The sequence below is a fragment of the Micromonospora sp. CPCC 205539 genome (assembly GCF_036906815.1).
Taxonomy (GTDB): Bacteria; Actinomycetota; Actinomycetes; order Mycobacteriales; family Micromonosporaceae; genus Micromonospora.
This window is the reverse complement of sequence record NZ_JBAKHW010000003.1, coordinates 56,354-68,095: the sequence shown is the minus strand read 5'-3', so window position 1 is coordinate 68,095 and position 11,742 is coordinate 56,354. Positions and strand designations below refer to the sequence as shown.

10 protein-coding genes are annotated in these 11,742 nt (G+C 72.6%); 5 read left to right on the top strand and 5 right to left on the bottom strand.

From position 1 onward, the window contains the following. Positions 1-20: 20 nt before the first annotated feature. Positions 21-1,289 carry an outer membrane protein assembly factor BamB family protein gene (locus tag V6V47_RS03985; RefSeq protein WP_334626581.1) on the top strand — a complete coding sequence of 423 codons (1,269 nt, stop codon included), beginning with the start codon at positions 21-23 and terminating at the stop codon, positions 1,287-1,289. Here the strand turns inward: V6V47_RS03985 and V6V47_RS03980 are convergent, their stop codons facing one another. After that, a complete protein-coding gene (locus V6V47_RS03980; RefSeq protein ID WP_334626580.1) occupies positions 1,290-2,495 on the bottom strand; it encodes a peptidase C39 family protein in 1,206 nt (401 codons plus the stop codon). A 142-nt stretch (positions 2,496-2,637) separates the two neighbouring features. Between V6V47_RS03980 and V6V47_RS03975 the strand changes: the two genes are divergently transcribed. The 4 genes from V6V47_RS03975 (at position 2,638) to V6V47_RS03960 (ending at position 5,666) form a co-directional block, all read left to right on the top strand. After that, positions 2,638-3,306: a response regulator transcription factor gene (locus V6V47_RS03975; protein ID WP_088951539.1), complete on the top strand. Its 669-nt coding sequence runs from the start codon at positions 2,638-2,640 to the stop codon at positions 3,304-3,306. Further along, entirely contained in the window at positions 3,303-4,478 is a 1,176-nt protein-coding gene (locus tag V6V47_RS03970; RefSeq protein ID WP_334626579.1) for a sensor histidine kinase, read from the top strand. The genes V6V47_RS03975 and V6V47_RS03970 overlap by 4 nt, the downstream gene beginning before the upstream one ends. 162 nt (positions 4,479-4,640) lie before the next feature. Beyond that, positions 4,641-5,048: a VOC family protein gene (locus V6V47_RS03965; RefSeq protein WP_334626578.1), complete on the top strand. Its 408-nt coding sequence runs from the start codon at positions 4,641-4,643 to the stop codon at positions 5,046-5,048. Between the two features lie 114 nt (positions 5,049-5,162). Next, the gene (locus tag V6V47_RS03960; protein WP_334626577.1) at positions 5,163-5,666 is read left to right on the top strand and encodes a levansucrase; all 504 of its coding nucleotides are present in this window, start codon (positions 5,163-5,165) and stop codon (positions 5,664-5,666) included. Between the two features lie 76 nt (positions 5,667-5,742). Here V6V47_RS03960 and V6V47_RS03955 read toward each other — a convergent pair whose 3' ends face one another. From V6V47_RS03955 to V6V47_RS03940, 4 genes are all read right to left on the bottom strand, one after another. Continuing rightward, the gene (locus tag V6V47_RS03955; protein ID WP_334626576.1) at positions 5,743-6,504 is read right to left on the bottom strand and encodes a hypothetical protein; all 762 of its coding nucleotides are present in this window, start codon (positions 6,502-6,504) and stop codon (positions 5,743-5,745) included. A 185-nt stretch (positions 6,505-6,689) separates the two neighbouring features. Continuing rightward, positions 6,690-8,750 carry a 3-hydroxyacyl-CoA dehydrogenase NAD-binding domain-containing protein gene (locus V6V47_RS03950; protein WP_334626575.1) on the bottom strand — a complete coding sequence of 687 codons (2,061 nt, stop codon included), beginning with the start codon at positions 8,748-8,750 and terminating at the stop codon, positions 6,690-6,692. Next, positions 8,747-9,943: a thiolase family protein gene (locus V6V47_RS03945; protein WP_334626574.1), complete on the bottom strand. Its 1,197-nt coding sequence runs from the start codon at positions 9,941-9,943 to the stop codon at positions 8,747-8,749. The genes V6V47_RS03950 and V6V47_RS03945 overlap by 4 nt, the downstream gene beginning before the upstream one ends. Positions 9,944-10,296: 353 nt before the next feature. After that, a complete protein-coding gene (locus V6V47_RS03940) occupies positions 10,297-11,628 on the bottom strand; it encodes a ribonuclease D (protein ID WP_334626573.1) in 1,332 nt (443 codons plus the stop codon). Between the last annotated feature and the right edge of the window lie 114 nt (positions 11,629-11,742).

The following is an 11,742-nucleotide window of genomic DNA, read 5'->3' as shown; positions in this document are numbered from 1 at the left end:
CGGCGACGAGAGGACGGTTGGTGTCGATCATTGAGCTCGGCGTGGTCCGGGACGAGCCGGCTTCGGCGCGCCCGCCCCGCGCCTACGGTCGGCGACTGCGCGGCGCGTTGGTGCTGCTGCTCGCGTTCGTCACTCTCGTCGCCGCCGTGCCGCTGCCGCAGCGGGCCGTGGTGACGCTGCCGGTCCGGCCGGGCGCCGACGTCCTGGTCGCCGACGACCTGGTCCTGGTCGTGGACCAGACCACCGCCGAGTCGGCGCAGCGACGGATGACCGCCTACCGACTGCCCAGCGGCGAACCGGCCTGGCAGACGCTGTTGCCGGTGGACGGAGACAGGTGGGGGGTGACGCCGCTGGCCGGGAGGCTGCTGGTCAGCGCCCATCAGGACAACCTGGCAGATACGGGCACCCAGACCGTGGCGCTGGACCGGGAGACCGGGGCGGTCGGGTGGCACCAGCCGGGCGGCGCCATCGAGCTGGCCGACGGCAATGTGCTGTTGCAACTCATCTCCGACACGGGGACGGTCGGCCGGGCGGTCGACCCCTGCTGCGGCACGACGCGGTGGCAGCTGCCCAACGCCGTGGGCGAGATCAGCTACCGCTACGCCGAGGCCGGGGTGGACCGTTTGGTACGCAGCGGCGCGGACGGGTCGGTCGAGGTGCGCGACGCGACCACCGGCAGTGTGCTGAGCCGCGCGGAGCTGCGTGCGCCCGGCGGCACGGCGTACGCGAGCGTGCACGTGGTCGGCGACCTGCTGATCGCCATCGGTGGGGTGCCGGCCACGGTCACCGCGTACGGGATGGACCGGCTGGACGAGCGCTGGCGGCTGCCCACCGACGACGAGTCGTACGCGTCGGACTGTGGCCCGGTCATCTGCCTGCAGCGACCGACCGGTGAACAGGTGGTGCTCGACACGGCCGGTCGGACGCTCTGGAGCAGCGACCGCTGGGGGTGGATGTTTCCGTCCGGCGGCCGGCTCGTGGCCACCACCAACGACAGCATCGGCCCCGCCGGCCCGCAGCAACTGGTCGTGCTCGACCCGCCGACCGGGCGGGTGCTGGCCGAGTTGGGCCGGTGGGAGCTGGCCGGGTCCGACCCGGGAAACCCGCTGGTCGGCCTGCGCCCACGTCCCGACGGCGGGCTGCTCGCCGTCGGGCTGGACGTCGACGCCGGGGCGGTACGCACGCTGGACGTGCTTCCGGATGCCCGCGGAAACTGTTACGCGAGCGTCGGTCGGGTGCTGTGCCAGCGGGCGGACGGCTCGTACGGGCTGTGGCAGGTGCCGAAGTGACTACCAGTTGGCCTGGGTCGGCGGCGGAGGCAGCGGCACCGACGCCGGCCGCAGCACGTACGTCACCCCACCGCTGCCCCGCTGCCAGGCCGCCTCGAACGGCTGCCGTGGCACGGTGCGCCGCACCCCGTCGTCGTCGGGCGCGTACGGGTCGTTGAGCACCGGGTCGCCGTCGGCGGTGAAGCCGACCAGCACCAACAGGTGCCCCTTGGTGTCGTAGGCCAGGCCCGGCACCTCGTCGGCACGGTAGGCAGCCGAGACGATCAGCGGGATGCCGGCGGCGACGAACGCCTCGGCCTCGGTCAGCGACCGCAGTCGGGTGACGAACGCGTCCACCCCGTGCAGGCCGGCGTACGCGGTGTTGAACGGCCAGTTGCCGGCCCCGGCGTACGCGTGGTCGTAGCAGTGCCGGGCGGCGTGCACCACCGCCGGACGCGGGCCGGGCGGCTCCACCCAGGCGTAGCGCTCGGCGGCCGGCGCGGCACCCCAGTAGGCGAGCACCATCGTGGTGCAGGTGGGGCTGCACCACGAGTCGCCGCCGCCACCCCACTGCGGGTGTTGGCCGGCGTGCAGCCGCTGTGAGTAGCGGGGCACGTCCAACACGGTCCCGCGCCCGGCACTGCGCTCCGTTCCGGTGCCGTGCTCCGGCTCGTGGGTCGCCGCGGGCACGGTGCTGCCGGTGGCGACCGCGCCGAGGCTGCGTATCACCGGGCCAGCCGGGCTGCCCACCGGCCGGTACGAGGTCACCCGGGCCTGCCAGCCGGTGACCGTCGCCCCGGTCACGATCAGCGTGTCGCAGTCCACCCGGGCGTCACCGTCGCCCTGCCCGGGCACCGAGGTGCGCTGGACCGCGCGGTCGTCGGCCGCCCAGCGGGCCAGCACGTACCAGTCGGTGCTGGGCGCGTCGTCGTGCCAGCCGCGCAGCTCGACCTCGATCCAGCAGCCGTCCGGGGTGTCGGCCGTCCAGGACGGCACCACCTCGGCGATCGGGAAGCCGACCCGCACCGGCGGCGTCGTCCAACTGTCCCGGAGCACCGGCCGACCGGCGTCGCCCGGGGCCAGCTCCCGGTCACCGCCGTGCAGGTCGTGGCCCGCGCCGGTGGCGCGATCCGTCGGGCTGTCGCCCGTGCCGGCGGTTCGGTCCGTCGGTAGGAGGAAACGCCGGTAGGCGATGTCCCGCCGGGAGGGTGCTGCCGCGGTGATCATGGAACGTCCCCGTCCGTCGCTCGGTGCCCGAAGCATCGCGTACGCCCGGGTGGTCCGCAACGCCGACCGGCGCGGGCCGCGAGGGACGATGGTTTGCCGACCGGCACTAGGTTGGCGGTGGTCAGCAGCGAGGAGGCCGGGGATGCGGGTACTGGTGGTGGAGGACGAGCGCAACCTCGCCGACGCGATCGCGCGGGGATTGCGTAAGCGGGGGATGGCGGTCGACGTGGCGTACGACGGCGACGCGGGCCACGAGGCTGCGTTCGTCACCCGGTACGACGTGGTCGTGCTGGACCGCGACCTGCCCGGCGTGCACGGCGACCAGATCTGCGCCGACCTGGCGGCCTCCGGGGCACTGACCCGGGTGCTGATGCTCACCGCGAGCGGCACGGTGGCCGACCGGGTGGAGGGGTTGCAGCTCGGCGCGGACGACTACCTGCCCAAGCCGTTCGCCTTCGACGAGTTGGTCGCCCGGGTGCAGGCGCTGGGCCGGCGGGCCACACCGGCCGCGCCGCCGGTGCTCGAACTGGCCGATCTGGTGCTCGATCCGGCCCGTCGGGTCGCCACCCGCGCCGGTGTGCCGGTCGACCTGACCAACAAGGAGTTCGGGGTGCTCAGCGAGTTGCTCAAGGCGCGCGGCGCGGTGGTCTCGAGCGAGGAGCTGCTGGAACGGGTCTGGGATGCCAACACCGACCCGTTCACCACCATCGTTCGGGTCACCGTGATGACGTTGCGCAAGAAGCTCGGCGACCCGCCACTGATCGAGACGGTGGTCGGGGCCGGCTACCGGACGGCCGAGGTGGGCGCGTGAGCCGCCGGCTGCGCCCGACCCTGCGGCTGCGGCTGACCCTGCTCAACGGCGTGCTGCTGGTCGGCGCGGGCGCGATCCTCGTGCTGCTGGCCTGGCTGCTCGTCCGCGACGCGCTGCGTCCGACCGACGAGTTGCAGCCCGGGACCATCGTGGTGCTGGCCGACGGTCGTTCGCTCGACGCCGCGCAGTGGCAGCGGCAACTGGTCGACGCCGCCTCCGGCGAGCTGCTCGCCAAGGGGCTGGGGGCGCTGCTCGCGATCAGTGTCGTGGGAGTGGCCGGGGCGTACGCGGTCGCCGGCCGGGCGCTGCGTCCGCTGCACCAGGTCACCGCCACCGCGCAGCGGCTCGGCGAGGCCACCCTGGACCAGCGGATCGGGTACTCCGGGGCGGACGACGAGGTGGCCGAGCTGGCCAAGACGTTCGACGCGATGCTGGATCGGATCGCGGCGGCCTTCGAGGCGCAGCGCCGCTTCGTGGCGAACGCCTCGCACGAGCTGCGAACGCCGCTGGCGGTGATGCGTACCGAGATCGACGTGACGCTCAGCGACGACGAGGCGGACGCCGCCGAGTACCGCCGGATGGCGACCGTGGTGCGGGACGCCTCCGAGCGGGCCAACGGGCTGGTGGACGCGCTGCTGGTGCTGGCCCGCAGCGAGGCGCAGGCCGGGCGGTCGCTCGGCCGGCGTACCGAATGCGACCTCGCCGCCGGCACGGCCAACGCGCTGTCGGCGATGCGTCGCGAGGTGGACCGGATCGGCCTGCGGGTGCAGACCTCGCTGGAGTCCGCGCCGGTGGTCGGCGACCCGGGGCTGCTCGACCGGCTCGCCGGCAACCTGATCGAGAACGCGGTCCGCTACAACCATCTGCACGGCCGGCTCTGGGTGCGGACCGGCTCGGACGGCCAGCGCTCCTGGCTGGTGGTGGGGAACACCGGCTTCGAGGTCGACCAGGCCGACGTTCCGGGGCTGTTCGAGCCGTTCCGGCGTGGGGGCCGGGAACGGACCGGGGCCCGAGGCTCGGGCCTGGGGCTGTCCATCGTCAGGGCGGTGTGCAACGCGCACGGCGGCACGGTCCGGGTGATCGCGCAGCCCGGCGGTGGCTTGGAGGTGACGGTCACGCTGCCGTCGGCTGGCGCCTCGGCGGTGACCGACGCGGTGCCCATTCCTGGCTGAACGGGGTTGCGGGCGCTGTTCGACCGATGGAAAGATCACCGCGTCGGCTCGAGCGCGAGAGGGGGTGCGTCGAATGTCCACCACTGTTGACTCCGCGCCCCGGGTGCACGCCGGCTGACCCCCGGGAGCGGAGCGTCCCCATCCAGCTCGGAGGGAACACCCGTGTATCCACGGATCCGCAACATCAGCTTCGACTCTCACGACACGTACGCCCTGGCGGGCTTCTGGTCGGCCGTGCTCGGGTACGCCCGGCACGCCGAGGACGTCCCGGGTGACCCCGAGGCGGCCCTGCTGCCGCCGGACGACGCCACCCCGAATTTGTTCTTCCAAGCGGTGCCCGAGGACAAGGTGACCAAGAACCGGCTGCACATCTGCCTGGAACCGGTCGACCGGACCCGGGACGAGGAGATCGAGCGAGTGCTCGGCCTCGGGGCCAGCCTGGTCGCCGACTGGCGGCACGCCGACGGTACGGGCTGGGCGGTGCTCGCCGATCCGGAGGGCAACGAATTCTGTGTGGTCCGCAGCGCCGCCGAGCGGGCGGCGACACCGGCGGCGGCGAGTGACGACTGAGCGCTGACGGATAGCAGAGGGCCCCGCCAGTCCACGATCGACAGGGGTGGCGGGGCCTACTGCGGTGCTGTTAGATGAGCGGCCGAGACAGCAGCGTGGAGGGTGAGTACGCGGATGGAAACGACGGCGACGGAGCCGGTGCAGGCCTACCTCACCGCGACCATGGAGCGCCTGCGGGCCGACGGCTGCGAGGTGAAGGTCGAGGACTGGGGCGGTGTGCCGGTGCTGATCGGCCACCGGGGCGACTTCAAGCTGCGGTGGATGGCGACCAAGCTGCACCTGTTCACGATCGCCGCGCCGACGACGCTGGTCACGGCCGGAGCCCTGGAGTCGTTCAGCAAGACGGCGATGGAGTACGTGCTCGCCCGGAAGGGGCAACTGCGCGGCCTGCAGAACGGGGTGGCGGTGTTCCCCGCCCTGGTCGGCACCCAGATCGAGCCCGCGGCCTCGGCGTGGGCGGCAGAGAAGCAGCGGGTGCAGTTCGCCGCGCTGGCCCGGCCCGTGGCGGTGGACGCCACCACCGGCACGGCTGCCGCGTTCCGCGGAAGCGCGGCGCTCGGCATCATCTTCGCGGCGCACCTCAAGAGCAAGCTCAACGCGTACTTCCCGGTCGCCTGACCCCCCCCCCGCCTCCCGACGAAGGGGGCCCCGGGCCCTCGTCGGGGTGAACCGGGGCCCCGGCCGGTGAAACGACTTAGGACTTCTGCTCGATCTGTCCCCGGATGGTGACGAACTCGGCCTTCACCTGGTCGGCGGTCTTGTAGTACGAGATCACCATGCCCACGCTGCCCCGGTCGGCCCAGGCGCAGATGCCCACCGGCACGTCCTCGATCTTGCCGTCGCCGCAGCGCGCCTCGCCGCCGAGCGGGCCGGCCTCGACCGTCGCCATGCTGGCCACGCCCACCTGGCTGGAGAGCCCGGTCACCAGGTCGTCCAGTTCCTTCTTCGGGTCCGCCATCACGCCGGAGGCGGCGGCGATCATGAAGAGGTCCTTCTTGGCCGGGTCGCCGTAGAAGGCACCGACCGCGCCGGTCTCGTTCTTCGCCGTCGCCTTCATCCCGGCGACCATGTCGTCGGCGGCCTTCTGCAACTGCGGGTCGGTGTTCTTCGCACGGCCGGCGAGCGTGGCCGGCGCGGACACCCGGGTCTTGGTGGCGTCGACGACGTCGCCCACCTCGTCCTTCACCGCGAACCAGGTGATCGCCGCGCCACCGAGGCAGAGCACCAGCACCACGGCCAGCACGATCAGGATGATCTTGCCGGCCTTCGACTTCTTCGGTGCCGGCGGGCCGGCGGACAGGCTCGGGTCGCCGTACGGCTGACCCGGCTGGGCGGGCGGGAAGCCACCCTGCTGTCCGGGAACCGGCTGGCCGTACGGCGCCGGCTGGCCGGGCTGCTGCGGCGGGGGATAGGAACCGGGCGGCGTGCCATGGGGGTTGGCCGGCGGCTGGGACATCAGTCAGCTCCAAGATCGGGATGGAAAACGGATGATCCTAACCCGGAGACTGCTCTCCGCGCTGTCCCGTGCGCTGCCCGTTCAACACGACACCCCGTACCGCCTGGGGTAACAGACACGATCGCGGTGGCCGGGCCGTCCCTTTCGGACGGTTCGGCCACCGCGATCGGTGGTGTTGCGGTCGGTCAGGCGGGCAGGCTCGCCGCTCCGCGCGGCAGGAACCGGCGGCCGGTGACCCGCTCGGCGGTGCCGGTCCGGTCCAGGTACGGCGTGACGCCGCCCAGGTGGAACGGCCAACCCGCGCCGAGGATCATGCACAGGTCGATGTCCTGCGCCTCGGCGACCACGCCCTCGTCCAGCATGAGCCGGATCTCCTGCGCCATCGCGTCGAGCGCGCTCTGGCGGACCTGCTCGGCCGTCAACGGCTGGTCGCCGACCACGAGCAGCTTGGCAACGTCCTCGTTGACCTGGTCGTCGACCACGATCGGCTGGCCCGAGTCGGCGATCCGCTTGAGGTTCTCGCTGACGCCGTACCGGTCCGGGTACGCCGCGTGCAGGGTCCCGCCCACGTGGTACGCCACGGCCGGCCCGACGAGCTGGAGCAGGGCGAGCGGGCGCATCGGCAGGCCCAGCGGGTCCAGTGCGCTGTTCGCCACGTCCAGCGGGGTGCCCGCGTCGACGGCGGCGAAGACGGTGCCCAGGAAGCGGGTGAGCAGCCGGTTCACCACGAACGCCGGGGCGTCCTTGACCAGTACGCTCGACTTCTTGAGCTGCTTGCCGACCGCGAACGCCGTGGCCAGGGTGGCGTCGTCGGTGCGCTCACCCCGGACGATCTCCAGCAGCGGCAGCACCGCCACCGGGTTGAAGAAGTGGAAGCCGACCACCCGCTCCGGGTGCTCCAGGTCGGCCGCCATGTCGGTGATCGAGAGCGAGCTGGTGTTGGTGGCGAGCACCGCCTCCGGGGAGACGATCTTTTCCAACTCGGCCCAGACCTGCTTCTTGACGCCCAGGTCCTCGAAGACCGCCTCGATGACGAAGTCGGCGTCCGCGAAGGCGCTCTTGTCGACCGTGCCGCTGACCAGGCCGTACAGCTTGGCGGCGGTGCCCTTGTCCATCCGGCCCTTGGTGACGGCCTTCTCGATCTGGGTGTGCACGTAGCCGACGCCCTTGTCCACACGCGCCTGGTCCAGGTCGGTGAGGACCACCGGCACCTGGAGGCGGCGGGCGAAGAGCAGCGCCAGTTGGCTGGCCATCAGGCCGGCACCGACGATGCCGACCTTGGTGATCGTGCGGGCCAGACCCTTGTCCGGTGCGCCGGCCGGGCGCTTGGCCCGCCGTTGCACCAGGTCGAACGCGTACAGACCGCTGCGCAGCTCCTCCGAGAAGACCAGGTCCGCGAGGGCCTCGTCCTCGGCGGCGGTGCCGGCCGCGAAGTCCGCGTCCTTCGCCGTCTCCAGCAGGTCCAACGCCTTGTACGCGGCGGGAACCGCGCCGTGCAGCCGCTGGTTCAGCGTCTCGCGGGCGAAGTAGAGCACGCCCGCCCACATGTCCTTGTCGACCTCGGGCCGGGTCACGGTGACCTGACCCCGCACCACACCGGCGGCCCACTCCAGCGATCGCTCCAGGAAGTCGGCCGGCTCCAGCAGCACGTCCGCGACGCCCAGCTCGGCGGCCTGCTTCGGCTTGAGCATCTTGTTCTGCATCAGCGGGTTCTGGATGATCACCTGGGTGGCGGCGGGGATGCCGATCAGGTTCGGCAGCAGTTGCGTGCCGCCCCAGCCGGGCACCAGGCCCAGCGACACCTCGGGCAGGGCGAGCGCCGCCGCACCGCCGGAGAGCGTGCGGTAGTGGCAGTGCAGCGCCAGCTCCAGGCCGCCGCCCATCGCCGCGCCGTTGACGAACGCGAACGTCGGAACGGTGCTGTCCTTGAGCCGGGCGAACACCCGGTGGCCGAGCCGACCGATCTCCAGGGCCTGCGCGCGGTCCGCGAGCTGCGGCAGGCCGACGATGTCCGCGCCCACACAGAAGATGTACGGCTTGCCGGTGACCGCGATGAACGCCGGGTCGGCGGCCAACGCCGCGGTGATCGCGTCGTCCAGGTCGGTCAACCCGCCCGGCCCGAAGGTGTTCGGCTTGGTGTGGTCGAGCCCGTTGTCCAGGGTGATCAGGGCGGCCGGCCGGTCCAGCCCCGGCACGTTCACCTGGCGCAGCAGCGCCTTGGTGACGACCTCGTTCGGTGCCTTCACTTGTTGCCACCCTCCCAGTGCGGGTTCTCCCAGATGACCGTGCCGCCCATGCCGATGCCGATACACATCGCGGTGAGGCCGTAGCGGACCTCGGGGTGCTCGGCGAACTGGCGGGCCAGCTGCGTCATCAGCCGGACGCCCGACGAGGCGAGGGGGTGGCCGATGGCGATCGCACCGCCCCACTGGTTGACCCGCGGGTCGTCGTCGGCGATGCCGAAGTGGTCGAGGAAGGCGAGCACCTGCACGGCGAAGGCCTCGTTCAGCTCGAACAGGCCGATGTCGTCGATGCTGAGCCCGCCAATGCGCAGCGCCTTCTCCGTCGAGGGGATCGGGCCGATGCCCATCACCTCCGGCTCGACGCCGACGAAACCGAAGGACACCAGCCGCATGGCGACCGGCAGGCCCAGCTCGCGGGCGACGGCCTCGGAGGCGAGCAGGCTCGCGGTGGCGCCGTCGTTCAGGCCGGCCGCGTTGCCCGCGGTGACCTTGCCGTGCGGGCGGAACGGGGTCTTCAGGGTGCCGAGCTTCTCCAACGAGGTGTCCCGTGGTGCCTCGTCCACGGTCGCCAGACCCCAGCCGCCCTCGGCGTCCCGGATCGACATCGACACCAGGTCGTCCTGCAGCTTGCCGTTGGCGTACGCCTTGGCGGTCTTCTGCTGCGAGGCGAGCGCGAACGCGTCGGTGCGTGCCTTGGTGATGTGCGGGACGAGATCGTGCAGGTTCTCCGCGGTGGCGCCCATGACCAGCGCGGACGGGTCGACCAGCTTCTCCGCGATGATGCGCGGGTTGGGGTCGACGCCCTCACCCATCGGGTGGCGGCCCATGTGCTCGACGCCGCCGGCGATGGCAATGTCGTACGCGCCCATGGCGATGCCGCTGGCCACGGTGGTCACCGCGGTCATCGCTCCGGCGCACATCCGGTCGATCGCGAAGCCGGGAACGGTCTTGGGCAGACCGGCCAGCAGGGCGGCGGTCCGCCCGATGGTGAGGCCCTGGTCGCCGATCTGGGTGGTGGCCGCGATGGCGACCTCCTCGACCCGCTCCGGGGGCAGCTGCGGGTTGCGGCGCAGCAGTTCACGGATGCAACGGATCACCAGGTCGTCGGCGCGGGTGTTGGCGTACATGCCGCCCGCCTTGCCGAACGGGGTACGGACGCCGTCGACGAAGACGACATCCCGAACTTCACGGGGCACTGGAGCCTCCTTTTCGACCATCATCAGGCCTTCGCGCCGACAGGCGGCTCGGGAACGAATGAGGGTCGCCGACACGGGCACGTTGCCCCGGATGCTACTCGCCAGTAACCAACCCCGTCCGCACCCCCCGCTGTGGCCCACCCCACACTGCCACGCACCCTGCCCCGCCCCCGCGGTCGCACCTGGCCCGCCCTCGCGGTCGCCTCTGCCCCGCCCTCGCGGGCGATCATGAGGTTGACGGGGCGGTGGATCTCCAGATCGCCCGTCAACCTCATGATCAACCGCGCCGAGGGCGGGGGTGGGGCCGCGCCGAGGGCGGGGGTGGGGCCGCGTGGGGTGGGGTGGGGTGGGGGTTAAGCCGGAGTTGCTGCCGGGGGGTCCAGGGCGAGAGTTAGGTCGGGGGTCAGGAGGGCGATCTGCCACTCGCGGGCGTTGAAGCCGCGCAGGGCCTCCGCCACGGTCTCCTCGGTGACCTCCTGCGGCGGGGTCCAGGCCAGCCGGCGGACCGAATCCGGGGTGATCAGGTTCTCCGGAGGCAGGTTGTGCTCGCCCGCGATGCGGACCACCACCTCCCGGGAACGCGCCAGCCGCCCGGCCGCCACCGGGTCCCGTTCGGCCCACCGGTGCGGCGGGGGCGGGCCCTCCACCACCGGGGTGACCGGCAGCGAATCCTCCGGCAACTGCCGGGCGTCGTCGAGCGCCGCCAGCCAGGTGCGGGCCAGTCGGCGGACCGACCGGCCGCCGAAGCCGGGCAGGGTCAGCAGGGTCTTCTCGTCCGTCGGGTCCAACTCGGCGGCGGCGATGATCGCCGAGTCGGGCAGCACCCGGCCGGGCGCGGCGTCCCGCCGAGCGGCGATCTGGTCGCGGGCGTACCAGATCGAGCGGACCCGGGCCTGGGCTCGGGCCCCACGCACCCGGTGGATGCCCGAGGTGCGCCGCCACGGCTCCGCGCGGACCTTGGGTGGGCGCGCACCGGTGCGGACCAGCGCGTCGAACTCCTCCGCGGCCCAGGCCGACTTACCCTGCCGGGTCAGCTCGGCGTCGAGCGCGTCACGCAGGTCGGTGAGCAGCTCCACATCGAGAGCGGCGTAGGTCAGCCACGACTCGGGCAGGGGTCGGCTCGACCAATCGGCCGCCGAGTGGTGCTTCTCCAGGGTGAATCCGAGCAACTGCTCGGTCAGGGCGGCCAGGCCGACCCGCTCGAATCCGGCCAGCCGAGCGGCCAGTTCCGTGTCGAAGAGGCGCCGCGGACGCAGCCCCACCTCGGCCAGACAGGGCAGATCCTGGCTGGCCGCGTGCAACACCCACTCGGCCTCGCCGATCACCGCGTCGAGCGTGCTGAGGTCGGGCAGCGGCAAGGGGTCGATCAATGCCGTACCCGCGCCGGCCCGGCGGAGTTGCACCAGGTAGGCGCGCTGGCTGTAGCGGTAGCCGGAGGCCCGCTCGGCGTCCAGGGCGACCGGGCCGGTGCCCGCGGCGAAGCGGGCCACAACCTCGGCGAGCTCGGCCGGAGCGGCTACCGGATCAGGAGTGCCGTCACGCGGGGCGATCAGCGGCACGGGCCCACCGTCGATCGGGTCGGCCCCCTCGCCAACCGGCTGCGGCTGTGCCGACGGTGGCTGGTGGGGGGCGTTTCCCGGAAGGTCTTCGGCGGGCCGACGGCGCAGGGGTGGTTCGTCGGTCACCTGCCAACCCTAGTGCGCGCGGTGATCCGGCGGGTGCAGCCGGTCCCGGCGTGTGTCGGTCAGGTGTCCGGCAGGTGTCCCGTCGGAGGCCGGACATCGGGGGAGACAAACCCC

Bases quoted from the DNA above. Each gene is read 5' to 3' on its own strand.
- V6V47_RS03980 (WP_334626580.1), bottom strand. From the start codon at position 2,495: ATGATCACCGCGGCAGCACCCTCCCGGCGGGACATCGCCTACCGGCGT.
- V6V47_RS03975 (WP_088951539.1), top strand. From the start codon at position 2,638: ATGCGGGTACTGGTGGTGGAGGACGAGCGCAACCTCGCCGACGCGATC.
- V6V47_RS03960 (WP_334626577.1), top strand. From the start codon at position 5,163: ATGGAAACGACGGCGACGGAGCCGGTGCAGGCCTACCTCACCGCGACC.
- V6V47_RS03955 (WP_334626576.1), bottom strand. From the start codon at position 6,504: ATGTCCCAGCCGCCGGCCAACCCCCATGGCACGCCGCCCGGTTCCTAT.